22 protein-coding genes are annotated in these 24,664 nt (G+C 62.2%); 10 read left to right on the top strand and 12 right to left on the bottom strand.

The annotated features are described in order from the left end of the window. Positions 1–16 precede the first annotated feature (16 nt). From ACSQ8V_RS25695 to fba, 4 genes are read left to right on the top strand one after another with little or no spacing between them, the layout of a single operon-like run. Positions 17–1,117 (top strand): class 1 fructose-bisphosphatase, encoded by a 1,101-nt coding sequence (locus ACSQ8V_RS25695; protein WP_213765754.1) that lies wholly within the window; start codon positions 17–19, stop codon positions 1,115–1,117. 46 nt (positions 1,118–1,163) lie between these two features. Next, the gene (locus ACSQ8V_RS25690; RefSeq protein WP_213765755.1) at positions 1,164–2,036 is read left to right on the top strand and encodes a phosphoribulokinase; all 873 of its coding nucleotides are present in this window, start codon (positions 1,164–1,166) and stop codon (positions 2,034–2,036) included. 40 nt (positions 2,037–2,076) lie between these two features. Beyond that, entirely contained in the window at positions 2,077–4,140 is a 2,064-nt protein-coding gene (gene tkt / locus ACSQ8V_RS25685) for a transketolase (protein ID WP_436207569.1), read from the top strand. A gap of 52 nt (positions 4,141–4,192) precedes the next feature. Next, a complete protein-coding gene (gene fba / locus ACSQ8V_RS25680) occupies positions 4,193–5,227 on the top strand; it encodes a class II fructose-bisphosphate aldolase (RefSeq protein WP_436207568.1) in 1,035 nt (344 codons plus the stop codon). 1,106 nt (positions 5,228–6,333) lie between these two features. On the opposite strand, the gene ACSQ8V_RS25675 is transcribed toward fba, so the two are convergent. The 3 genes from ACSQ8V_RS25675 to ACSQ8V_RS25665 are packed head-to-tail and all read right to left on the bottom strand — an operon-like array spanning position 6,334 to position 10,426. Then, positions 6,334–7,722 carry a DUF6513 domain-containing protein gene (locus ACSQ8V_RS25675; protein ID WP_436207567.1) on the bottom strand — a complete coding sequence of 463 codons (1,389 nt, stop codon included), beginning with the start codon at positions 7,720–7,722 and terminating at the stop codon, positions 6,334–6,336. Next, positions 7,701–8,342 carry a flavoprotein gene (locus ACSQ8V_RS25670; RefSeq protein ID WP_436207566.1) on the bottom strand — a complete coding sequence of 214 codons (642 nt, stop codon included), beginning with the start codon at positions 8,340–8,342 and terminating at the stop codon, positions 7,701–7,703. Before ACSQ8V_RS25670 ends, ACSQ8V_RS25675 begins: the two co-directional genes overlap by 22 nt. Beyond that, complete coding sequence (locus tag ACSQ8V_RS25665) at positions 8,339–10,426, bottom strand: sigma-54-dependent Fis family transcriptional regulator (RefSeq protein ID WP_436207565.1); 2,088 nt, start codon at positions 10,424–10,426, stop codon at positions 8,339–8,341. Before ACSQ8V_RS25665 ends, ACSQ8V_RS25670 begins: the two co-directional genes overlap by 4 nt. A 440-nt stretch (positions 10,427–10,866) precedes the next feature. Here ACSQ8V_RS25665 and ACSQ8V_RS25660 point away from each other — a divergent pair, with 440 nt between their 5' ends. Further along, positions 10,867–11,403, top strand: a complete 537-nt coding sequence (locus ACSQ8V_RS25660; protein WP_436207564.1) for a dihydroneopterin aldolase — start codon at positions 10,867–10,869, stop codon at positions 11,401–11,403. Positions 11,404–11,469: 66 nt separating this feature from the next. Here the strand turns inward: ACSQ8V_RS25660 and ACSQ8V_RS25655 are convergent, their stop codons facing one another. From ACSQ8V_RS25655 to ACSQ8V_RS25615, 9 genes are all read right to left on the bottom strand, one after another. After that, complete coding sequence (locus ACSQ8V_RS25655) at positions 11,470–11,889, bottom strand: hypothetical protein (protein WP_436207563.1); 420 nt, start codon at positions 11,887–11,889, stop codon at positions 11,470–11,472. Between the two features lie 133 nt (positions 11,890–12,022). Beyond that, positions 12,023–12,532: a formaldehyde-activating enzyme gene (gene fae, locus ACSQ8V_RS25650; RefSeq protein ID WP_213765447.1), complete on the bottom strand. Its 510-nt coding sequence runs from the start codon at positions 12,530–12,532 to the stop codon at positions 12,023–12,025. A gap of 183 nt (positions 12,533–12,715) precedes the next feature. Further along, entirely contained in the window at positions 12,716–13,630 is a 915-nt protein-coding gene (locus tag ACSQ8V_RS25645) for a triphosphoribosyl-dephospho-CoA synthase (protein WP_436207562.1), read from the bottom strand. Continuing rightward, the gene (locus ACSQ8V_RS25640; protein WP_436207561.1) at positions 13,617–14,597 is read right to left on the bottom strand and encodes an ATP-grasp domain-containing protein; all 981 of its coding nucleotides are present in this window, start codon (positions 14,595–14,597) and stop codon (positions 13,617–13,619) included. The genes ACSQ8V_RS25645 and ACSQ8V_RS25640 overlap by 14 nt, the downstream gene beginning before the upstream one ends. Then, complete coding sequence (gene mch / locus ACSQ8V_RS25635; protein ID WP_436184458.1) at positions 14,594–15,634, bottom strand: methenyltetrahydromethanopterin cyclohydrolase; 1,041 nt, start codon at positions 15,632–15,634, stop codon at positions 14,594–14,596. The genes ACSQ8V_RS25640 and mch overlap by 4 nt, the downstream gene beginning before the upstream one ends. Next, positions 15,597–16,808: an ATP-grasp domain-containing protein gene (locus ACSQ8V_RS25630; RefSeq protein WP_436208010.1), complete on the bottom strand. Its 1,212-nt coding sequence runs from the start codon at positions 16,806–16,808 to the stop codon at positions 15,597–15,599. Before ACSQ8V_RS25630 ends, mch begins: the two co-directional genes overlap by 38 nt. Before the next feature lie 14 nt (positions 16,809–16,822). Further along, the gene (locus tag ACSQ8V_RS25625) at positions 16,823–17,749 is read right to left on the bottom strand and encodes an NAD(P)-dependent methylenetetrahydromethanopterin dehydrogenase (RefSeq protein ID WP_436207560.1); all 927 of its coding nucleotides are present in this window, start codon (positions 17,747–17,749) and stop codon (positions 16,823–16,825) included. A gap of 78 nt (positions 17,750–17,827) precedes the next feature. Continuing rightward, positions 17,828–18,931, bottom strand: a complete 1,104-nt coding sequence (locus tag ACSQ8V_RS25620) for a beta-ribofuranosylaminobenzene 5'-phosphate synthase family protein (protein ID WP_436207559.1) — start codon at positions 18,929–18,931, stop codon at positions 17,828–17,830. A 102-nt stretch (positions 18,932–19,033) separates the two neighbouring features. Further along, positions 19,034–19,426, bottom strand: coding sequence for a 4a-hydroxytetrahydrobiopterin dehydratase (locus ACSQ8V_RS25615; protein WP_213765441.1), 393 nt, complete (start codon positions 19,424–19,426; stop codon positions 19,034–19,036). Between the two features lie 552 nt (positions 19,427–19,978). Between ACSQ8V_RS25615 and ACSQ8V_RS25610 the strand changes: the two genes are divergently transcribed. From ACSQ8V_RS25610 to ACSQ8V_RS25590, 5 genes are all read left to right on the top strand, one after another. Beyond that, positions 19,979–21,787: a methanol/ethanol family PQQ-dependent dehydrogenase gene (locus ACSQ8V_RS25610; RefSeq protein ID WP_213765440.1), complete on the top strand. Its 1,809-nt coding sequence runs from the start codon at positions 19,979–19,981 to the stop codon at positions 21,785–21,787. 214 nt (positions 21,788–22,001) lie between these two features. Beyond that, a complete protein-coding gene (locus tag ACSQ8V_RS25605) occupies positions 22,002–22,415 on the top strand; it encodes a c-type cytochrome (RefSeq protein WP_213765439.1) in 414 nt (137 codons plus the stop codon). Positions 22,416–22,568: 153 nt separating this feature from the next. Continuing rightward, entirely contained in the window at positions 22,569–23,414 is an 846-nt protein-coding gene (locus ACSQ8V_RS25600; protein ID WP_436208009.1) for a substrate-binding domain-containing protein, read from the top strand. 14 nt (positions 23,415–23,428) lie between these two features. After that, positions 23,429–24,199, top strand: a complete 771-nt coding sequence (locus ACSQ8V_RS25595; RefSeq protein ID WP_436207558.1) for a hypothetical protein — start codon at positions 23,429–23,431, stop codon at positions 24,197–24,199. A 103-nt stretch (positions 24,200–24,302) separates the two neighbouring features. Beyond that, on the top strand, positions 24,303–24,617 hold the full coding sequence (locus ACSQ8V_RS25590; RefSeq protein ID WP_436184961.1) for a carboxymuconolactone decarboxylase family protein: 315 nt from the start codon (positions 24,303–24,305) through the stop codon (positions 24,615–24,617). The last annotated feature ends 47 nt before the right edge of the window (positions 24,618–24,664 follow it).

Raw genomic sequence — 24,664 nt, 5'->3', positions numbered from 1 at the left:
CTCCCAGGAGTGCGCCATGCTGGATGGACGGACCACACTTTCAAAGTTCCTGATCGATACCCTCGATCGCAAGCCATCGCCTGTTCAGGCCAGCGGATTGTCGGCGCTGCTGATCGACGTAGCGGCTTCGATCAAGACCATCTCGGCGCAACTGACCAAGGGGGCATTGGGCGGCAACTACGGCTCGGCCGCGACCATCAACACGCATGGCGAGGAACAGAAGAAACTCGATATTGCGACCAATGACATCTTCCTGCAGCACTGCGAATGGGACGGTCTGCTGGCGGGCATGCTGTCCGAAGAGATGGAAGACGTGTACACGATTCCGCCCGCGTATCCGCGCGGGGAATATCTGCTGGCGTTCGATCCGCTGGACGGTTCCTCGAATATCGATATCAACGGTGTGGTCGGATCGATCTTCTCGGTGTTGCGGGCGCCCGACGGGTTGAAGTCAGGCCCCGAAGCGATCGACGCCGCATTCCTGCGGCCGGGGCACGAACAGGTGGCAGCCGGCTATGCGGTATACGGTCCGTCGACCATGCTCGTCATATCGGTTGGTAACGGCACGCATGGCTTCACGCTTGATCGCGAGGTCGGAAATTTCGTGCTCACGCATTCGGATATCCGCATTCCGGAGGACACCTGTGAGTTCGCGATCAACGCGTCGAACGAGCGTTTCTGGGAACCGCCCGTGCGCCGCTATGTACAGGAATGCAAGGATGGACGCAGCGGTTGCCGTGAACGGGATTTCAACATGCGCTGGATCGCTTCGATGGTCGCCGAGGTCCACCGCATCCTGATGCGCGGCGGCGTCTTCATGTACCCGCGCGACTTCAAGACGCCGGCCATGCAAGGGCGCTTGCGGCTCCTGTACGAAGCCAGTCCGATGAGTTTCCTGATCGAGCAGGCGGACGGCATGTCGACCACGGGGCGCGAGCGGATTCTCGACGTGCAACCCCGGGCGTTGCACGAACGTGTGCCGGTGATCCTGGGATCGAAGAATGAAGTGGCGCGCATTGCCCGCTATCACGCCGACTACGACCGTGGCGAAGACAAGCCCTACACGTCGCCGCTTTTTAACAAGCGGTCGTTGTTCCTGCCTGAAGCGCCGGCCTGAGCGCGTCGCCTGATCGAATTCGATTACGAGAACCAGGAGACACACCATGTCAGTCAAACATCCGGTCATCGCGGTGACCGGCTCCAGCGGCGCGGGCACGACAACCGTCATGAAGAGCTTCACCCACATTTTCAGGCGAGAGCGGATCAACGCGCAGATTGTAGAGGGCGATGCGTTTCATCGACACGATCGCCTGGGCATGCGTGAGGCGCTCAGGCAGAGCGAGTGTGACGGTGTGCGCAACTTCAGCCATTTCGGCCCGGAGGCCAACCTGCTTGAAGAGCTTGCGCAACTCTTCGCAAACTATGGGGATACGGGGACCGGACAGGTTCGCCACTATGTCCACGATGACGCGGAAGCTGCGCTCTACCAGCAGGACGCCGGCACGTTTACGCCCTGGGAAGACATTGCTGCCGGCACGGACCTGATGTTCTATGAAGGGCTGCACGGTGCGGCTGTGACCGACAAGGCCGATGTTGCGCGTCATGCGGACCTGCTTGTGGGCGTGGTGCCGATCATCAATCTGGAATGGATCCAGAAGCTGCATCGTGATCAGACCTTGCGGGGCTATTCGCACGAGGCGGTGGTCGACACCATCCTCAGGCGCATGCCGGACTATGTGAACTACATCTGCCCGCAGTTTTCGCGCACGCATGTCAACTTCCAGCGGGTGCCCACCGTGGATACGTCCAACCCGTTCACCGCACGCGAGATTCCGCACGCGGACGAAAGTTTTGTCGTCATCCGGTTCGCCCGGCCCAAGGGAATCGATTTCCCGTATTTGCTCACCATGCTGCACGACTCGTTCATGTCGCGTCCGAATGTGATCGTCGTGCCGGGCGGAAAGATGGGACTCGCGATGCAGCTCATCTTCACGCCGCTGATCCTGCAATTGCTCGATCGGCGCGCTCGCGCCTGAGGGTTTGGTCTTATCGTTTTTTAACTGGAGGAGGCATCCGATGAATGCCGTCACTGAAGTATCTGCTGAAGCAAGCGCGCCCCCGGGCGTTCGCGATGAAACCCGGTTGATGGCGAACGCGCTCCGTTTTCTTGCCATCGATGCGGTCGGCCAGGCCAAATCCGGTCATCCTGGCATGCCGATGGGAATGGCGGAGATCGCCGTTGCATTGTGGAGCCGGCACCTGAAACACAACCCTCGCAATCCTGACTGGGCCGACCGTGATCGTTTCGTGTTATCGAACGGGCATGGCTCCATGTTGTTATATGGACTCCTGCATCTGAGCGGCTACGACCTGCCACTCGATGAACTGAAGCGCTTCCGGCAACTGCATAGCAAGACGCCGGGGCATCCCGAGGTGGGGCTGACGCCGGGCGTTGAAACGACAACCGGACCTTTGGGCCAGGGATTTGCGAACGCGGTCGGCATGGCGCTTGCCGAGGCGCTGCTCGCGAGGGAGTTCAACCGGCCAGGGCATGTGATTGTCGATCATCGAACTTATGTTTTTGTTGGTGATGGTTGCCTGATGGAAGGCATTTCACACGAGGCGGCTTCGCTGGCGGGTACGCTCGGACTGAACAAGCTGACAGTGCTCTACGACGACAACGGCATCTCGATCGACGGCCACGTGGCCCACTGGTTTGCCGACGATACTCCCGCGCGCTTCGAGGCCTATGGCTGGCACGTGGTGCGCGAGGTGGACGGCCATGACGTCGATGCCGTTGACCGCGCATTACGCCATGCGCGTACGGCCGGAAAGCCGACGCTGATCTGTTGCAAGACGATCATTGGAAAGGGCTCGCCGTCGATGGCCGGGACCCACGACGTGCACGGCGCGCCGCTTGGTGCTGAGGAGGTCGCAGCCACCCGGCGTGCACTTGACTGGCCTTATCCGCCCTTCGAGATCCCGGCGGCGATCCGGAACCGGTGGGACGCTCGCGAGCGTGGGGAGACGGTTGAAGCCGACTGGACTGGTCGGTTCGGTGCATACCGGCGGCAGTTTCCCCGTGAAGCGGCCGAGTTCGAGCGGCGTACGCGCGGAGCACTGCCTTCGCATTGGCGCGCGACTGCGCTAGCGCTCGTGCACGACGCCAACCGCGCGGGTCAGTCGATAGCGACGCGCAAGGCGTCGCAGCAGGCGATAGAAGGGCTGGCTCGTGCGTTGCCCGAACTGTTGGGGGGATCGGCGGATCTCACTGGTTCAAACCTCACGCGCTGGAAGGAAGCCGTGACGGTGCAAGGCGGGCGCGACGGTCTCCAGGGCGGTAACTACGTGCACTTTGGCGTGCGTGAATTCGGCATGAGTGCGGCGCTTAACGGCATGGCGTTGCATCGCGGATATCTGCCTTTCGGCGGCACCTTCCTCACATTCTCCGACTACTCGCGTAACGCGCTGCGCATGGCCGCGCTGATGAAAGTTCGTACGGTGTTTGTGTTTACGCACGACTCCATTGGCCTTGGTGAAGATGGTCCGACGCATCAGTCGATAGAGCATGCAGCCAGCCTTCGACTGATTCCAGGTTTGGATGTATGGCGTCCGTGCGACACCGTGGAGACGGCGCAGGCCTGGGTGTGCGCGATCGACCGCGATCGTCCTTCCTGTTTATTGTTGAGCCGTCAGAGCTTGCCGTTTGTTTCGCGCGATGAAGAACAGATCGATGCCATTGCCAATGGCGGGTATGTGCTGCGCGACTGGGCGGCGCCGGCGGGCCGTGTGTCGAAGCGGGTGGTGCTGATTGCGACAGGATCGGAGGTCGCGCTTGCGCTGGCGGCGATTGAGCCGCTACATGCGCAAGGAGTGTTTGCCCGGGTGGTGTCGATGCCCTCTACTACCGTGTTCGACCGTCAATCGCGAGCGTGGCGTGACAGGGTGCTACCGCGGGACGTACCCCGTGTGGCGGTCGAAGCGGGAGTGAGTGCTTTCTGGCGGCAGTATGTCGGGCTGGACGGCGGGGTGGTGGGAATCGATTGTTTTGGCGAATCCGCGCCGGCCGAAGCATTGTTCGAGCATTTCGGGCTGACGGTCGAGGCAGTCGTCGAAGAGGCAAGCAGAGTTGCTTGCTGAGCGCATCGGTTTTCAGGGGGTTATTGATAGCCTTGATATAACGGAGTCCGAAATGTCATTTATCGCATTGCGTCAGTTGCTGGATCATGCAGCGGAACATGGCTATGGCGTGCCTGCGTTCAACGTGAATAACATGGAGCAGATCCAGTCGATCATGCAGGCTGCAGAGGCAACGCGCAGTCCCGTGATTTTGCAGGCGTCCGCGGGGGCACGCAAATATGCCGGGGAGCCGTACCTGCGTCATCTTGTGTTGGCTGCGATCGAGGCGCATCCAGACCTGCCGGTCGTACTGCACCAGGATCATGGGGCGAGTCCATCGGTGTGCCAGCAGGCGATCCGGTCGGGCTTCACGTCCGTGATGATGGATGGATCGTTGATGCCTGACCAGAAGACGCCTGCCGATTACGTTTACAACGTGGAGGTTAGCCGGCGGGTCGTGGAGGCGGCGCATGCGGTGGGGGTTTCGGTGGAAGGGGAGCTTGGGTGTCTTGGTTCGCTCGAAACGGGGCAGGCCGGCGAGGAGGATGGCGTGGGAGCGCAGGGCCGGTTGTCGCGTGACGATTTGTTGACCGATCCCGAGCAGGCAAGGGCATTTGTCGGGGCGACGGGCGTGGATGCGCTTGCTATTGCCATTGGGACGTCGCATGGCGCGTACAAGTTTAGTCGTCAGCCGGATGGGGAGATTCTGGCGATTGACCGGATAGTTGCGATTCACCGGTTGATTCCGGATACGCATTTGGTGATGCATGGATCGTCGTCGGTGCCGCAGGAATGGTTGTCGATTATTCGTGAGTATGGTGGTGAGATACCGGTGACGTATGGCGTGCCGGTGGAAGAGATTCAGCGCGGGATTGCAAATGGCGTGCGCAAGGTGAATATCGATACGGATATCAGGTTGGTGATGACCGGGGCGATGCGAAGGTCGCTGGCAATGGCGAAGGGTGAGTTCGATCCGCGTCATGCGTTGAAGGCAGCGACGGCTGCGGCGAGGGATCTGTGCGTGGCACGGTTCGAGGCGTTTGGATGCGCCGGGCAGGCTGACAGGATCAAGCCGCTAGGGTTGGATGTGATGGCACGGAAGTATTAGTCGCTGGCGCTTGTTTGGGCAGGTTCTGGGGTTTGGGGTTTGTGGTTTGGGGTTATCGGTCGGGGTCTATGCCGGGGTGCTAGGTTCTGGTGTTAGCGGTCGGGGTTGATGCCGGGTTGGTGCTTTCAGTGTTAGTGGTCTGCAAGAGTTGGATTTTCTCTTTATCACTTTTAGCCACTGTGCGTGGCGGCACGTCATTTCTTTGTCCAAAGCGACAAAGAAACGAAGCAAAGAAAGCGCTTTTAACCACGCTACCCTAAGTGTCCACAGCGTGCAGTTTTCATTCATGGGTGCCCCAAAAGCACGGTGCTCGCCAGAGCGGAGGATGTTTGAACCCCTCCTTCTCGCGAATCCTGACACGAACACGCTTCGCCCCGTACGCTCTCGGGCAAGCACAATTGCCAAGGAATCCGCACGGCCTCACGCGTTCTGCCGGCCGTGTTTTTTTGATGGGTTCGCGGCCTGGTTCGTGCGGCCATATTCGTGGCTCACAACTTGGTGCCTAGCAGCTCGATGCGTGTTTAGTGCTTCAGTTTTTGGTGAGCTGACCGCGTGCTTACGCGGTTATTTTCGTCGGTTGCGGCTTTACATATTTTGGGGCTTTATTACTTGGCGGGTTGGCGGCGTGGTCCGTCGTGCGTACAAATTGGTGGTTGGTCGTCCGCGGATAGCGCGGGGTGCTCCATGGGCAGGTTCAGTCACTGGTGGCGAAGCGTGTGGGTATCGGTGTTCGGAGAAGGAGGGGTTCACACATCCTCCGCTCTGGCGAGCACCGTGCTTTTGGGGCACCTATGAATGAAAACTGCACGCTGTGGACACTTAGGGTAGAGCGGTTAAAGCGTTTTCTTTGCTTCGTTTCTTTGTCGCTTTGGACAAAGAAATGACGTGCCGCCACGCACAGTGGCTAATAGTGATAAAGAGAAAATCCAACTCTCGCAGACCACCACGGCCGAAAGCACCAACCCGGCATTGACTCCGACCACTACCCCCAGAACCGACCAACCCGGCATCAACCCCGACCGACCGCTAACCCCAAACCCCAGAACCTGACCAACCAGCCCAACCCCCAAAAAACCACCACCTCAAACCCCAGCAAAACCCCTCATTCACGAACGCTTCCGAGTACTCCCCGGCGCCGCCCAGCAATCAAGATCCGAAGTGGATCTTTCCACCTCCACCTGGCATCCCCAGTCCAACTCCTGATCCTGATCAAACCGTTTCCCCAGCTTCCACGCAATCTCCGCACGGGCCAACTGCACGCCCATATAAAACGCATGCCCCCCATCGGACTCCAGCCCAAGCCCCGGATAAAGTGCGAACGGATCCCCCTCGACGACATGACCATCGCGGTTATAAACGTGAATGCCATCAGCCGCGACCTGAACCCGAAAATTCGGATCACGCACCGCCTCAGCAATCAACGCAATTTCCGCGGGATCGTAAGGAAAGGGCCGCTTGGCATGCAACGCCGACAAGTCGCTGCAAATCCCCTTCGGCAACACCTGCGCGTCGCGTGCCACATGCATGATCCGCCGCGCCACGTCAGCCTCTCTGACAGCGCGCCGCGCATGCAAACTGACCGATGTAGTCAGCACCGCGCTAACCCGTAATTCTGCAGCCATGCCCAGCAACACCGCATTGATCCCGCTCGTATCGGCTTCGATCAACTCCGTTACATTGCCAATGCCCATCATGATGCCGATCTCTGGATAGCGAGACCGCAACCCGACATAACGCGCAATGGATCGAGCCAGCCCAAACGGAATCGGATCAAGAATGGGATCGGCAAGAAACGGTCGCTTCGCAGCCAGAAGCGCATCGATCGCTGCGTCGAGCGAGCCTGGATCGCCCGGATCCCGTGCCACCAGAATTGGCACGGAGGCCACTTCATCAGCAATCCATAAGGTATCCAGATTAAGACTCATCAGGTAATCGGCACCCGCGCGGCCGCCCCGCACAAGCTCCTCGGTGCGCATGGAATCCACGCTCACTCGATACCCGCGTGCCTTAAGCGCATGCACCGAGTCTTCCAGGTGTGGAAAGGGTGTTTCAGGCAGGCAGCCGATATCGATCACATTGGCGCCCTGAGCCGCATACACGCGAGCCCGCTCAACAATGCCGTCGATGTCGAGTCGCGGCGCATCGACGATCTCCGCGAAAATCTCCGTCTCGTACCCGGACAGGTCGAAGTGGCGCGCCTCACGCCCGAAGAACTGCGGCAAATCCTTGACCTCCTCCGGACCCCGTTCGACCGGCACGCCGAAATGCCCGCTCAACGCGTCGAGATCGCCCCGGCATCGCCCCGGCACGATCATCCGCGTGGCCGCAAGCGGCAAGGGTACGCGCCGGCGGATCATGTCGGCGGTCATCAGCGCCGCTACCTGAAGTCCGATCTCACGGATCTCCCAGGTGAACGGCGTCGGCGCCATGTCCCCAAGCACCTGTTGCAAACTGCGTTCGGCAAGCCTGCCAGTCAGGAAGACGATGTGGTCCATGCGAGTCCGAGCGTCGACAGCCGTTGATCGAGCGCTGCCTTCAGCTCATCGAGCGAGCGCGCCACCGTCGTGTATTCGATCAGCGCCAGTTGCTCCACATGCCGGAGCTCGACGCTGCGCGGGCGCACCTCGACCCACTCATGCGGGCTCTGGGTGATCACGCTCGGCGCTGTGTCACATGCGAAAACAATGCCCGGTATGCATTGCTTGCCCGCTTGCGCATACATGTTGGTGGGCAGCGTGTCGGAAATTCCCAGCGCACACTTGGCGACCGTGTTGCTCGTCGCGGGCGCGATCACGACCGTATGATATTTGCCTTCATAAAGCATGCCGACCGGTACGCCGCTGGCACTGTTGTCGCGCAACACCCGAAAATGCTCGCGCAACTTCGGCAGCGGCCATCCATAAAGCGGCAACACTTCCTCTCCTGCCGACGACAAAAACAAGTCCACGCCCGGCAGCCTGCAGGCAAGCTCGATGGATTCCTCGATCATGTGCCCCGAGCCAGTCACGCACCACGCAAAACCCGCATCGGGTTTGAACTGATCAAGCCTGCGCGCGGGTCCGGGCGCGGGCGAACCCGAACCCGAACCTTGATCGGAAGCCGAAGGCACGCTCATGAGTTCGACGGTGCGGCGGACCCGTCATGCGATAACCGGATATGCAAGCGGTGCATCTTCCGGTACAGCGTGTTGCGGCTGATACCGAGCCCTTTCGCCACGCTACTGACGTTCCAGCGATGTTCATCGAGTAGCTCCAGCACGGTCTCGCGCTCCTTGACCTGGATCGCGTTGAGCTCGGAGGTATCGGCTTCGTCTGCGTCATGCGGGAACGGGCCGGTCACGGGCGTGCCGCTCATGCCGGTCGCCAGTCCCAGGCGCGCGGCCGGTGTTGCGCCCGCGTATTGCACGACCTCGGCCGGGAGATGCGAGCAGTCGATCTCTGGTCCATCGCACAACGCTATCGCCATTTGCAGCACGTGGCGCAACTGGCGGATGTTGCCGGGCCACGCATAGTTCAACAGCGCATGCCGCGCTTCGGCGCTAAGCGACGGCGGCTCGTCCGAGTCCGATTCGCTGGCAAGCAGATGGTGAATCAACGCGAGCGCGTCGGCCCGTTCGCGCAGCGGCGGCAAGTTGATCTCGATACCATTGAGCCGGTAATACAAGTCTTCGCGGAACGCGCCGCTCTGCACCAGCTCCAGCAGGTTGCGGTGGCTTGCACTGATCAACTGGAAATCCACCTTCACCGTCGTTTCCGCGCCGAGCGGGGTGACTTCGTGCTCCTCCAGTACACGCAGAAGGCGAGCTTGTAACGCCATCGGCATGTCGCCGATTTCATCGAGAAACAGCGTCCCTCCGTTCGCCTGCACGATCTTGCCACGCCGTCCTTCACGCTGCGCGCCGGTGAAAGCGCCAGCCCGATACCCGAACAATTCGCTCTCGATCAGGTTCTCCGGTAACGACGCGCAGTTCACCGCAACAAAGCTGCCGCTGCTATTCGGGCTGATGCCATGGAGTGCGTTGGCAAAGACTTCCTTGCCGGTGCCGGTCTGACCGCGCAGGATGATCGGGATCTTGCGCTGGATCACCCGCACAGCGAGCTGGATCTGCGACGCCATGCGCGGATCGCCGAACTCCAGATGCGAGAGCTTCTCCAGCCGCCCGGCCTGGCCGGGTGTTTCCCTGGCCGTTGGCACGGGCCGGCCGCGTGCGGCGGCGGACAACACGCGGTTCGTCGGGTCGTTCATGAAAATGCGGGTCGTGCCGGTCGCCGCATCGCGCGGCGTCTGGGCGATCAGGAAAAACCGGTTGTTTGCGTTGGCGCTATAGACGGTGACCGGGTGAAACGAGCCGCGGATACTGCGGGCGATCATGTCCTCGAGCGACACGTTGAACGCTTCCTCGATTCGTTTGCCGCACAACTGCGCATGCGAGCGGAAATCGAGCTGGAACAGTGCGCTGCGGCTGGCCGCGAGCACGACACCGTCATCGCTGACGGCGAGCTTCCCGGCATGCAGCGTGCCAACAAATTCCGGCCGGCTGTGAAAGTGGATCATGTTCGCGTGCCGGTATCGCGCGTCGATCAGGCGATTCTCGATCATCTGTCTCGACATGCCCACCAGCACCAGCGAGTGCTGCTGCAGCAGCTTGGAACGGCTGGTTACGTCGAGCACGCCGGCCACTTCGCCGCGATCGTTGAAGATGGGCGCCGCCGAGCAAGTCAGCGACGTATAGCGCGGATAGAAATGCTCATGCTGATAGACCGCTATGCATTCGCGCTCGGCGAGGCAGGTTCCCATGCCGTTGGTGCCGGCTTCACGCTCGCTCCATAACGCACCTACGCGCAGCCCGTCGGCGGCGATTGCTTCCCCGAACGGCACCGAGGCCACCTGATGCACGATCACACCGTCGGCATCGACGAGCACGACGGCGAGTTCAGGGTCCGCGAGCTGCTGGTAGAGCGTCGTCATCTCGAGCTTCGAGCACGCGATCAGGTCGCTGGCCGCTTCGCGCCGCGCGGTGAGCTCCGGCTGCGTCAGCACCGGCGGCATGACAAAACGCGCCGGATCGAGCCTGAACTCCTTCAGGCAACGCGTCCATGATTGAGCGACCGAGTCGCTTGTCGGGCGAGTCGGCAGTTGATTATTGACGATGTTCAGTACTTCCCGGACGTGCACGTTACTGTCTGCGAACGACGACATGGGACTTGTCTCCGGGGCGTCCGGTTCGTGCCTGCGAGAGTTCGCAGGCCACTGCGGCGCCGTATCTATGGTGTTCCCCCGCGCTGCGTTTTCTGTGCCCGCAGATGCGCGAAGCGGTACGTATTGACGTTTTATGAACAGATCCGCATTCGCGAAACTTTACCTCCGATGACGCCAGGGTTCAATAAGTAGTCGCGTCAGTGCATGCCGGTGCGCCCGATTTTTGCTTGTGGCTTGGTGCAATTGTGGCAACGGTGTATGCGTAAGCGCCCGCCTGCAAGCCCCAAGCCAGGCGATACAGCACGCTCACAGGCTGTTTCGATTTCGCGGCACACACTGCCGCGGCTATTTATTTATTAATGGCATGTCAACGGCAGGTCAACAGCACGTCGACTGCCCGTCCACTGCACTTTTCCGGCAATCGGTAACGGAGATTATTCATGGAGCTTTTCGATGCGCTTCGACCCACACGACCTTCGCCGGGCACGCTTCAGAGCGCAGAAATGGATGTGATTCCTCACTATCGCGCCGCCGATACCCCGCCGCAAGCCACCGGCAACCTGCCCATGGACATGGTCTACATCAAGGGTTTCACCGGGGAAACGGTGATTGGTATTGATGTAAGTGAACTGCGGGACCCGCAACCGGTGCGGATCAATCTCACGATAGGGGTGCCGTCGATCCGCGCCTGTGCGACCGATCGTATCGAGGACACGGTAAATTATGCAGCTGTCCACGACGCGCTGCATAAATTGCTGGCTTCGCATGGCGTGCAGTTGCTCGAACGTCTTGCCGAGAAAATTGCTCAACTGGTGATTGCCGATTTCGGGGCGCATTGGGTTCGGGTGTCGCTTGCGAAGCCCGCAAAGTTTCCCGATGTGGAATCGGTCGGGGTTTTAATCGAACGCAGGCGTGAGCCGGTCAGTGCGCAAGCCGTGACCTGCGCTTTCCTTGGAAAAGGGCTTATCCCGAACTGATCGTCAGTACGCTTAATGGCCCCGAAAAAGACCACGCGCCGCATGTGCTTACCGCTGCCGCACGCTTCACGGGGTCCTGGCGGCGGACTTTGTCACGCCGCATGCGCGGAAAGCTTCGGTCTGGATCGTACGGAAGTTCTTCGTTTGGGCTTTAGCCCGATCTACGCGAAACTCGTTGCCGCCCTCGCCGCCGAGCGTCGAATATTTCGAGAACGTCATTTGCTCGACGTAGTCGTCGTAGGGAAGAACCGCCGCAATATGGTCGATCGCGCAAGAGCATTTGTACACGTTGGCGAAGTCGTGACCGTTGTCATCCATGCAGCCGAGCACGTATTCCACGCGCCCCTGAGTGGGGTAATCGTGGCCTTGCGCCGGATTGCCGGCGCCTGGGGCCACGGGATCGGTCGACGGGTCTGTCGCCCATGCAAGCGACGGAGCAAGCACGAGGCAGGCAATCAGCAGCCGCCTGCGACATCTGGAGGTCATGCCGGGTCCTCTCCAAAAGGGTAATTTCTCGGTTGAATGAAGGAGTGGGGCGGGCCGCATGTCACGAATGACTTTGGCGGCTCCTTCCAGACCTGCTCGTTTTTGACACAACGCCATAGAGCTGCGCCGCGCTTCAGGCCGCCGCAAATGGATGCGCGACGGAAGATTTCTTCGCAACCACATCGGCAGCGCTTGGTTCACCGGCAACCGCGCGCTGGATCGCTTCACGGGTAGCCTTGTAGTTGTATTCCTGGATCTTCTTGTCGTCGTCGGCTTCCCAGTGAATGAATACGCCCACGCATATAAAAACGTCGTCGGCTTCGTCCTTCGGAATCGTGCCGTCTTCAACGCTATCCGCGACTGCGAGCGCGACAGCATGCTGGGCAGGACCGAACATCTGCACGGCCTGCTTTGCACCCTTGATGGTTACCTTATTGAACATCACCGTATTCGGACGGGTGATGAGATTGGGCGCGACGACCGCCAGCAGCGACGTGAAGCCGTCCTTGTTATTGGTCAGGGCGTGGCAAAACGCGGTTTCGACAGCAGAACCGCGCGGTCCAATCAGCAAGTCGATATGAGCGACCTCGTTGCCGTCGCCGACTAGCGACTCGCCTACCATGACGCGGTTGATTTTGGCCATGCTGTTCCTCCAGTGATTGGATATTGAATGTGCCCGCTTGGCGGGCGGCACGCGAACGGCGCGGATCGACGACGCCCGGTGCTGGTTGAGAACCATGGCTGTTCCTATCATGTTCCGTGCCAATGGCAGGCTTGTCGCCGCAGTGTCGGGCGCAGCCGCGTGCTCAGGTGCGCTCAGGTGCGCTCAGGTCTCGTCCAGGATGCCGTCGGCGACGCCGGCGACGAACAACGTGGCGACCGTGAGATCCGCGCTCGTGCCCGGGTTGATGCCTTGCGCCTTGAGTTCGGCGTCCCACTCGCCGAGGGCAAGCAGTTCGTTCGCGACTGTGCCGTGAGCCAGCGCGCGATGCATCGCGTCCTGACGCTTGCGTGCCTCCCGCGTGACACTCTGCGCCACGGGCAGGCCGTGCTTGCGCACAATGTGTGAATCGGGCCAGCCGCTCAGGAAGGCAAGGAACACGTCAAGCGTGAGCGCCGTGGCCGGTTGCGAATGTCCTGAAGGTTGAGCGCGGCGCACGGTTTCAAGGCCCGTTTCGAACACGTCGCGAAATCCATTCGCATACTGGCGCGCGATGCTGTCGCGGTCGGCAGCCAGCGTCATCGCGGTGCGAAGATCGACGCTCGGCAAGTCATGGACCGATTGTTCGGGTGCGTCGCCCAGGCCGCCGGGATTCGCGAGCGCGATTGCGCGATAAGCGGCGCGGGTATCGTCGAGATCGAGCGTGGCCAGTACCCGTTGCGTTGCAGTGCGCCATGCGCCGGCAGAGAGGCCGGCGTCGGCGCGAGGGTCATCCGCGTGGATCTCGAGCGCGGCGGCAAGTGGCGAGACCAGCAACACGATGCCGAGGTTGGTATTGCAGCCGGCCGCCTCGCGCGTGCGGCTGACCGCGTCGAGCATGCGCATGCCGACCCTCGCGCCGGGCGCGAACAGCGCATTCGCCGCGGCGTCCGCGCTCGCGATGAATTGGGCGGCCGTCATGCCGTGGCCCGGGTAGCCGACGCTGACGTTGCCCGGCTTTGCGGTTTCTACATCGAGCCGGCAAGCCCGTAAAAAGGCCGCTCTTGCCTTGGCGAGGGTGAGGGCGCTATCGCAAGACATTGCGGGTCTTGAGAGCCGCCGGCGCGTGCGCCGCGAGCCTGCGCTCAAGCAGGTCGTCAGCGAGCGCGGCGGCTATGTCGAGATCCGTCACCGATTGCAAGCCTCGCCATGCCGCCACGCCGTTGACTTCGAGCACCAGCGGCCGTTTTTCATCGTCGCCGTTACCGGACGCGCGCGGAGAAGGAATCAGGTCGACGCCCGCATAGTCGAGGCCGAGTGCGCGGGTCGCTCGCTCGGCGGTGTCGGCGAGGACGGGGTCGAGCGGCGCGCGCTCGCATGTCGCCCCTTGCGCGAAGTTATGAATCCAGCCTTTGCCGCCCACGCGCCGCATGGCCGCGACCGCCCTGCCGCCGATCACGAGAACGCGCCAGTCGAAGCCCGGCCGCGCGGTTTCCACATAGCGCTGCAGATAAGCGACTTGCCCGGATGCCCGCAATGACGGCAACGGCGCGAGCGTTCCGTCACGACGGTTGGCTCCTAGCCGTCTCAACCCCTTGCCCTGCGATCCAAACAGCGGCTTGAGCACGACCCGGCGGTTCGCGGCCGCCTCACGCATCAATACCCGCTGCGCGAAGGCTGCCGATTCACCTGCCCACGTGGCGGGCGTCGGCACGCCATGCAGGTTGAGTAGAAAACTGGTCATCGATTTATCGACGCTGCGCTCGATCGCGCGCGCGTCGTTGTAGACCGGCACGCCGCATTCGCGCAGCGCGTGCAGGATGCCGAGCCGCAGCGTGACCTGCTCGAACGTTCCGCCCGCGATGCCGCGTACGAATACCGCATCGGGCAGGTCGTGCCCGAAGCCCGGGATCGCGAGACCGTGAGCCGCCCACGTGGTGTCGATCCGGCATTGCGCCAGATCCACGCAGCGCGCGTTTACGTCACGCGCGAGGAACGCTTTCTTCAGGCGTCCGGTGTGCCAGCCGGTTTCGTCGGTCATGATGGCGACCCGAAGTCCGATGCTCATGGCGGCTGCCCTGCGCCGGATTGCGGCGCTGACGTGCTGCTCCACTGGGTGTCGAGCAGCGCCATGTCGAGCTTGCCGCCGTGATAGGTCGTGCCGCTTTCGAGGCTGCTGACCCACACTTCGGCGGGCGCGAACAACGCGGGGTCGATCTGATAAAAGTCGTAGTTGAACGATGTGAAGATATCGGCGAAAGGACGCCCGTAATCGCGCGCATTCGATGACGGTAATTCCGCGGCGAGCCGTTGTGCGACGGCGTCGCTTTTCACGCTCAGGTGCACACGGCCGCCGTAGAGAATGGCGTCGTTGGTGCGGCCCATCGCCTGGATCGCGTCCGGCGCGGGCGGCGGTAAAGGCGCCGAGCCGCTGCCCTCGATGATCTCGCCGAGGTCCACGCCGAGCACATGCGTCTTGTGCAGTGCAACCTCGACCACGCGTGCGACGACCTGCACCGTTCCCGCGACAGAGTGTGTCGGCGTGACAATGAGCGTGAGTTTGTCGGGCGCCAATGCGCAGTCGCGCAGGATCTTGTCGATCACGACTGGCGGCGGCAAGCGGTCCACTTCCAGCACGAGCGCGCCGCGATCGTGGCGGTCGCGATAGCCGAGTTCATCGAAGAGCGTTTCCTTGCCCGCCAACGCGCGCGCCGGGCCTGATCCGAGCGAGAAGAACTTTTTGCCGCTGGTTTGTTCCTTCGTCGCCGACAAGCTCCAACCCGCGTATTGGCTGCCAAGGCAGGCGAGCACGGGTGACGACGTATGGACCTCGATCATGCTCGGCCAGAGCGGATTGGCGTCGAGACTCGTGCGTACCGCAACCCGCCCGAGACCGCCCATGCACAGCCGCGCGATCAGCACGCCCGCTTCGATGCCGCCCGTGGCGTCGATACCCGCGTCGACGATCACCGTGCCGTCGGGCGTGCGCGAAACGGCCAGGCGCAGCCGCGCGGCATGGTCGACAAGCCGGCTGGCGAGCCGCTCGCTCAGCGCGTTGACGCTGACCTCAGGCGGAGGAAGAGATGACGGCATCAGTGTGCTCATGGCAGGTTTTGATCCGTTGTAAAACGAGCGCTTCGCGGCGCTCGAGTTCGTCGCGGACGGCGGAGGTGGAGGACTGCGTGACGACTAACGTGCAGACCGGCTCGCCCGCGCCGATTTGTGCGCCGGGATGCGGCACGTCATGGCACGCAGGGTCGGCCAGGCAGGCATTGCTGAAGGGACCGGAGATAACCAGGTTGCGCGGCGCGAACACCACGCGCTGACCGGCTTTTGAGCGCGTTGCAGCGGGGAAGGGGGATGAGGGCGGAGGTAAGCGGCCATCTAGACACGCATCGAGATGACACGCGATCAAACCACGCGGCCATGCTTCGGGCGCGGCGGTCTCGTAGAGTGTCATCGTCGATGAAGGGCGCGCATTGATCTCGAGGACCTGGACAGTGTCGCCGTCCAGCAGGAAGTCGATGCTGTTCAGCCCTGCGAGGCCCGTGTTCGCCACGATCGCGCCGATTGCCGTCGTGACGAAGTCCATGACGGGCGGCGAGACCTCGGCGGGACCGATCGACCCGGTGTGCAGGAACGGCCGGTTGCCCGCGGCTTGGCTGAGCTGCTCTGCAAAGCCGATGACGGACGCTTTTCGCCGTGCGGCGACAAACAGCGCGGACATCGAACGTCCTGCGGCCAGGCGCTGGAAATAGCCGTCGGCCGCCGGTTTGTTCGACATCGAATCAAGTGCTTCAATATGCATCCCGCCGCAGCCGTCGGCGCGTTTGAAGAGCCAGCCGGCGGGATCCGGGGGAGGTAGGTGGGAGACCTCCGGATGGGCGATGCCCAGGCGATCGAGCAGCGCAAAAAACCGGCGCGGCTCGCGCACGGCCGCGGTTGCTTCGGCGCTGTTCCCTATCAGGCGCGGCAATCGCCGTGCGCTGCACAATTCCTGCATCAGCGGCTCGAGTCCGCTGCTCGTCACGAAGCCGAGCATGCGTGGCAGCCGCGCCGTACGCTCAAGCGCGTCGAAGAGCCGTTGAGGGTCGATCGACAAACCCTCGCCGCCGATATCGAACCATAGCGGCGCATAACGCCGCGTGTCGCGGTCGCCGAAGATATCCAGCGCGGCCACGTTCAGCCCCGCGCGCCGCGCGGACTGCGCCAGCATGCGCGCCGACAACCCGACGGCGGCGATGGTCGATGCTTGCGCGCAACGGATGCCGGGCGTCATGGACGAACGATGCATCAGGCGATGCCGCCGACGATCGCGCGGGCTTCGTCGAAGGCTTCGGGAAAGCCGAGATAGACCGGCTTGCCGCCGGTGCGCATCCGGATGAACAGGCGATGCTCAACCTGGTATTTGACGTTGCCGATCGCAAGCGCGCCTATGGCGAGCGCGTCTTCGCGCACCGCGCCCGCGAGCGGCTTGCCATCGTCCATGACGTGCACGCCCGCGATGCCTTCGGGCGGCACGGCATTGACATCGGCCGCGATCAGCAAGTGTTTTGCGACCCTGACGTCGGCGGCGCTCATGACCTGAACACCTGCCACCGCGGTTGCCATCACGACCTCGGCGGCCGCGAGCGCGTGATGCAATTCGTCACGCGTGTGAACCGAGACGCCGGTGGTCGCGATGTCAAAGCGCTGGTTGACTTCGTCACTCACCTGGGTCGCGCGGGCGATGTCCGAATGGCTCGCTATCAGGACTTGCGCACCCAGCGACGCGGCCATGGCGGCGGCCACGCGACCCACCGCGCCGGTGCCCCCGAGAATCAGTACGCGCTTGCCGCCGAGTTCCGCGCCGTGGCCCGCTTTCAGGTGACGTTCGACGAGCGCGACGAGCGCGGCGGCGGTCGTGTACGAGCCGCTCGGATCGGCAAATACCGAGACTTCGAAGGGCGGGACCATTGCATGGCGCGCGGTGTCGAGCATGTCGGCGGCGAGCATGACGTCGCGTCCGCCGATGAAAATCCCCGTGCGCGACACGCCTTTGGGACCGCGTGAAAAAATCGCATCCTGGGTCAGCGTGACGACGTTCTCCGCACGGACATTGCAGTAGGGAACAATGACCTGGTAACCGGCATCGGCGGCCATGTTGACATCGAAGGGACTCATCTGCGGCGTGGCCGTCAACATGTGCAGGATGTAGGGCCTTTCTGTGGCTTCGGACATGGCGATGGACTCGTTTCCGGTTGATGGCGGTTCAATGGGCCTTGGGCCCCTGGGTCTGTGGATCGATACCCGCGGCGCTTAAGGGAGATCGCTTGTGCAGCGTTGCAGGCCACCGGCATGAATGGACGCGCCGCGATTGTTCGCCGCCGCCACCGAACACACGATGCCGGGGATGCCGCGCGCGGCGTTCATCGCGGCGGCGAGCGCCCGCTCGGCATCCTGGGCGCTGTGCACGAACGCGAAACCGGTGGGTCCCCACGATGTCTGGCCGATGCCCGCGCGATGTTCCGTGGCGACGGCAGCCGCGTCGAGTGTCGCCGCCACTGCGGGGCTCGAGAAAATACCGCCTTGAGCGGGCGCGAAATATTCGCCGATAGTCTGCTGCAATTCGCCGATACCTCTCGCGAACGCATCGAAATCATGTTCCGCGATGCCGGGCAGCACGAGCATGAGCACGAGGTGACACAGGTGTGCGGCAAGCTCTTCCGGGAATGGAGCGAGGGTCGCGAGCGCTTGCCGTTCCTCGTCGCCGTGAAGGCCCTCCTGACGGGTGTCGTCGACGAGCAGGATGCGCCAGGTGTCGGGAAACGGCAGGCGTGTCAGGATCGATGGCACGCGGCGAGGCGGGTGGGATCCATGGCCGGCGCCGGGGCCGCTGTCCACGATCAACCCGCCGTGATCAAAACCGAGCATGCCGATACCCGAGCGCGCGCCGCGTCCGAGCAGCCGTGCGAGATCGGCGGTGGGCACAGGCCGTCCCAGCAATCTGACGAACGCGGTGCCGACCGCCAGCGCGAGCTGCGTGCCCGAGCCGAGGCCCGCGTGCGCGCGAGGGGCGCGCCGGACGTCGATCAGGACCGGCCGTCCGCCGTAGGCGTCATGCAGCAAGCCCAGATAGTGCGTGATGCGCTCGCGCTGTGCGTCGGTGTGTGCGCCGAGTACCTGCGTCTCGTCGGCGTAGCGTGCGGTGATCCGCGTACCGGGTGCGTCTATTGTCAATCCGACGCTGCCGAATGCGCGCCCGAGCGACCCGCTCGGGTCGAGAAAACCCAGGTGCAGGCGAGCGGGGGCATCGACCGTCACGGTGGAAAGCGGCGCGGCGGTATCCGTCGAATGGTCCGACTCATGGTCCGATTCACGGTCCGATTCACGGTCCGATTGCTGATCCAGGCGAAGCTGCATCGCGAGTGTCCCTGGGTTCGATGTCGTGGTCAAAGCCGTGGCGGTGAAGCCGGGTGCGTGGCCTTCAAGGCAAGAGCCGTACCAACGGATTCACGGACCCGCTCAGGCCTTCGGTGCGTCGTACTTGATATAGCGGAAACGCTGGTCGTCGCGAGGGGTGCCCTCCAGCGGCCCCCCTTCCAGTCCCGGTTGCCACTGGATCACTTCCTCGATCTTGGTCGCGAGCGCGAAATCCTTGTCGGTGATGCCTTTGGCCGAATGCGTCTTCAGTTTCACGACCACGAATGCATACGACACCGTCAGGTCCGGGTGGTGCCACGCCGCTTCCGCGAGATGCCCGACGGTATTCACCACCATCAGCGTGCCCTTCCATCCCTCCGTCTTGTACTTGCGGCGCAGCCAGCCGTCCTCCATGTACCAGTGCTGGAGCGCGCCGGTGAGACGCTGCTGGATTTCATTGTCGGAGTAGACCCTCTCGGGCTGTGTGCTGGCCATGGCGATACCTCCCTACACTCGTTCATAGAGAACCTCAACCGAAGTTCAACTTGCAAAGCCGTGCAAACACCGCGCCAGCCCGTGTAACAGCCCGCGCGAAGACCACGCCTCGCAAATGAACAACGCCCGCGCGCCGCGCGTTGCTGCAGCGCACCGCCTGCCTCCCCGGGAACACTGAGCTGCAGCGCCTTTCAGACAGGGGTGTGTATCGTGTATCGCGTGTATCGCGGATTTGACACAGTATGTGTCGTAATCCGAATGAAGCGTCTCACCCTCGCGCCATCGTGACGCTATCCGTCTCCTCAGGATTTTCTCTCCGCGCCGCCGCCGCCGCAACCCGTGCCGCGCCCCGTCAATCTTCGTCCATCTCCGCCGGCCTATTCGACGGCACACGTAATTCCGGCATGGAATATGCAATTCGTCTTCGCAAACAGCAAGCCCGGCATTGACCGGGCGGAGGTTCAACTCGCTGCCCGCACCGGTGAAGGCGCGCCCGGGGCATAGGTGGTCGGGTCATCCCTGAGTCGGACGGCAACACATTCTGGAGGAGACATGAAATTACGCACCCTGGTTCTCGGACTGGCGGTGGTTGCGGTAACGGCCCTCAGCTCTTTTGTTGCACAGGCCGATTCGCAGCTCGACGCCCTGATCAAGAACTCATCGAACTGGGCAGCACAAGCGGGTGATTATTCCAATCACCGCTATAGCCCGCTCAAGCAGATCAATGAAAGCAACGTGGCGAAGCTGCAGGTTGCCTGGACCATGTCGACCGGCGTGTTGCGCGGTCACGAGGGTTCGCCGCTTGTCATCGGCGACACGATGTATATCCACTCGCCATTTCCCAACAAGGTCATTGCGATCAACCTGAAGGACCAGACGTTCATCTGGCAATACGAACCGAAGCAGGACGCGCAGGTGGTGTCGGTGATGTGTTGCGACACGGTAAACCGCGGGCTTGCCTACGGTGACGGCAAGATCTTTCTTCAGCAAGCCGACACGAAGCTCGTTGCGCTGGACGCAAAGACCGGCGACGTGAAATGGACCGCACAGAACGGTAATGCCAAGGCGGGCGAGACCAACACCAACGCGCCGCATGTATTCGGCGACAAGGTGCTCACCGGCATTTCAGGCGGCGAGTTCGGCGTACGCGGGCGGCTCATTGCCTACGACATCAAGACCGGCAAGCCGGTCTGGACTGCCTACAGCACGGGTCCGGACAACGAGATGCTGATCGACCCCGACAAGACCATGACGTGGGCCGACGGCAAGATGGTGCCAGTTGGCGCGGACTCCTCGCTCAAGACCTGGAAGGGCGACCAGTGGAAGACCGGCGGCGGTACGACCTGGGGCTGGTATGCATGGGACCCGAAGCTGAATCTTGTCTACTACGGCACGGGAAACCCCGGCACCTGGAACCCGACGCAACGACCCGGCGACAACAAATGGTCGATGTCCATCTTCGCCCGCGACCTGAACACGGGACAGGCGAAATGGGTCTACCAGATGACGCCTCACGACGAATGGGACTATGACGGCGTGAACGAAATGATCCTTGCCGACCTGCCTATGAACGGCAAGAAAGTGCCGGCAATCGTCCACTTCGACCGTAACGGCTTCGGCTACACGCTCAATCGCGAAACAGGACAGTTGCTGGTTGCCGACAAGTTCGACCCGGCAGTCAACTGGGCTGACCGCGTGGACCTGAAGAGCGGTTTGCCGATCCGCAACGCGGCTTACTCGACTCAGGCGGCCGGTCCCGACCACAACGTGAAGGGCATCTGTCCGGCGGCGCTGGGCTCGAAGGACCAGCAACCGGCGGCCTACGATCCGAAGAGCAACCTGTTCCTCGTCCCGACCAATCACGTATGTATGGATTACGAACCGTTTGAAGTCGAATACGTTTCCGGCCAGCCTTACGTGGGGGCCACGTTGTCGATGTATCCGGGTCCGAACGAGAAGGGTGCGATGGGTAACTTCATTGCCTGGGACGCCAGCAAGGGCCGGATCGCGTGGTCCAAGCCGGAGAAGTTCTCGGTATGGTCGGGTGCATTGGCGACCGCGGGCGGCATTGCCTTCTATGGCACGCTCGAAGGCTACCTGAAGGCCGTGCGTATCTCGGATGGCAAGGAGCTTTGGAAGTTCAAGACACCGTCCGGAATCATTGGCAACGTGTTCACGTATGAGTATCAGGGCAAGCAGTTTGTCGGCGTCTATTCGGGCATTGGCGGATGGGCGGGTATCGGCATGGCGGCAGGCCTTGAGAAGTCCACGGAGGGTCTGGGCGCGGTCGGCGGTTATCGCGAACTTGCGAAGTACACGGCGCTTGGCGGCACGCTGTTCGTGTTTGCCATCCCGAGTTGACAGGGGCCGGAGCTTCAGCCTCTTCCAGCCGGTCGTCACGATTCATCAAGAGAGCTTGACGACACGCGCCGGCCGCCCCTGCATGACAGAGGCGGCCGGCCGGGTCCCGGGATCCGGCACCAATGGTTCCAACCCGGCACCAATCGTTCCAACCCTGCGCCAATGCGTGCAAGACGTATGGTGCAGCACGTTCACACCGAAGGAGACACGCGCAATGAAAGGCCGAATACTCTTGCCGCTGGCGATAGCCCTGGTGACGTTACCCGTTTCATACGCCCAGACCGATCCAGCGCAGATGAAGCCGGTTGCTTACCAGGTTGTCGACGGTAACAAGGTTGATAACAACACGTTGCAAGGTTGGCGGACCTGGCGGGCGCTTGACTGTGAACGTTGTCACGGCGCGCAGCAGCAGGGCATGGTGGGGCCGTCGCTGATCGATGCGTTCAAGACCCTCGATCCGACGGAGTTTCACCGGACCGTGTTCGGCGGACGTCTCGATAAGGGTATGCCCGACTTCAGTTCCAGCAACATGATGCAGAAGAATTGGCAGAACCTTTTTGCGTATCTGAAGGGGCGTTCCGACGGCAAGATCAAGCCGGGTGACTTGCAGGCGATCGATGCCAAATAATATCCACGCTGAACATCCACGCTGCCCGAGCGTCGCTGACGTTGGCGCCTGTACATGCTTTACCGGAGGGGACTGATGTCTGACGCTTACGTCGCTTGTGTCGCTTACTCAAGGCTTGGCGCGTTCGCGCGCAAAGCGCTCGCAGCAGCTTGCATGGCGCTTGGGTTCGGTACCGCCCATGCTGACGGTCCCGCGCTGCCGCACAACGACGGAGCCGACGGCGTGCTGCGTGTATGCGCGGACCCCAACAACATGCCGCTCTCGAATGACAAGGCAGAGGGTTTCGAAAACAAGATCGCGGCTCAGATGGCGAGCGACTTCGGCTACAAGATCGAATACACGTACTTTCCGCAGCGCATGGGCTTCATCCGGCACACGCTGCGCGAGAAGATACCCGACACGGAAGACTACAAGTGCGACGTGGTGATCGGCGTGCCGAAGGGATACGACATGACGTCGACCACGCGTCCCTGGCTCCACTCCACTTACGCGATGGTCTTTCCGAACCGCCCCGAATTCTCATCGATCAAGACGCCGTCCGATCTCCTCAAGCTACCGCCCGACCAGTTGCATAAACTGCGTCTCGGGATCTTTTCCAATACGCCCGCTGTCGATTGGCTCCTTGGCAACAACCTGATCGAGCAAGCGGTGTCGTATAAGGTGCAAAGCGGCGACCCCGCGGAATTCCCGGGCGAGATGATCCAGCGCGACATGTCGGCGGGTAATGTGGATGTCGTTTTCTTGTGGGGACCCATTGCCGGTTATTTCGCGAAGCAAGCCGGCGACAAGGTCAGGTTGGTGGCCTTCCCTCCAACGCCGGGAGTACGTTTCGACTATGAAATATCGATGGGCGTGCGTTATGGCGAAGGCGCGTGGAAGACGAAGGTCGACCAGTGGATCGGGGCGAACCAGGGCAAGATCGACAAGATACTGACGAGTTATGAGGTCCCGTTGCTCGCTATCAGCGAGCCCCCGGCCGCACAGGCCAACGCGAAATGAGAGCGTGGACGCGCATGGCAAGACTGCGGGCAAGTTGGGTCGCCGCCGTGGCCAGTGTCTTGCTGGCTGCTTCCGGCCATGCGGTTGCGGCGGATGCTTCCAGCGCGGCAAGCCCGGCAAGTAGCGCCAGTCCCGAGATCGCGCCGGCCGAGCGGCTTCTTTTCCTGTCGACGCACCTGAAGGGTATTCAGCCGCAAACCGAACTGGACTACGCTGTCGAGCGCACCGGACCGCCGGCGAGGGAGAAGGATACCGTCAAGGTCCTGGTAGTCAGCGCCGACAACGCCAACGGCGACGCGCTGGTGAGCGACCATGGCGGCAAGGTCGAGGTGCCCGGTGAAGGCCTGCCGTGCAATCCCGTGATCTTGTATTTCCTCGAGCGTGACATTGCGGAGATGGAGCAGTTGACGGGAGGACAGCGCCGCTATTTCCAGCGCCGCGTACGCCTGGCGCTGGCGGCCAGCCCGCCGATCACGCCGGTGACCGGCGACGCGCAAGGCCAGAAGGTCCGGGCGAAGCAGATCGTGATCCAGCCCTATCTAGGGGATCCGAATGGCGCGCGCTTTCCTCAGTACATCGGCAAACGCTATACCTTTGTCATGTCGGAAGCGGTACCGGGTCAGGTGCTGCTCATCCGCACGGACGTACCGGGTTCGAACGATGATTTCGCGCATCCTGTACAGAGTGAAACGCTGAGTTATCAGGGCGCGTTGCGCGCCTTGTCCCCGCTGCCCGGCAAGAAGACACCGGACAAGGCCGTGAACGCTCCTCGTGCGAGCCGCTGACACGGTTCTTTCTTCGCGGATGGCTGCGGGTCGCCGACCACACAACCATTCACATTGGAGCCAGTCCATGTTGATCGATACCCAAAGCTACGCGCCCAGGCTAATGGACGCAATAGGCGAACTGGGCGCAAACGCGCCCGCGATGCTGGCCGGATTCGAAGCGCTCGACGGCGCGGCGGCAAAGGACGGCGTGCTCGACGCCAAGACTCGCGAACTGATCGCGCTGGCGGTGGCAGTCACTACGCGCTGCGATGGCTGCATCACGGTGCACAGTGCCGCCGCGGCGCGGGCGGGAGCCAGCAAGGAAGAGGTCGCGGCTGCCCTTTCGGTGGCCATCGCGTTGAATGCGGGTGCGGCAATAGTTTATTCGGCACGGGCATTCGACGCATTCGGGCAGCAGCAGAAGACGGCTAAGTGAACCTGCGCACATGGGTGCCAGACACGTTTACTCGCTTGGCTTCAGAG

It is taken from the genome of Caballeronia sp. LjRoot31 (assembly GCF_964253885.1).
Classification (GTDB): Bacteria; Pseudomonadota; Gammaproteobacteria; order Burkholderiales; family Burkholderiaceae; genus Caballeronia.
The sequence above is the reverse complement of the archived record's forward strand: the minus strand, read 5'-3'. Positions and strand labels throughout refer to the sequence as shown.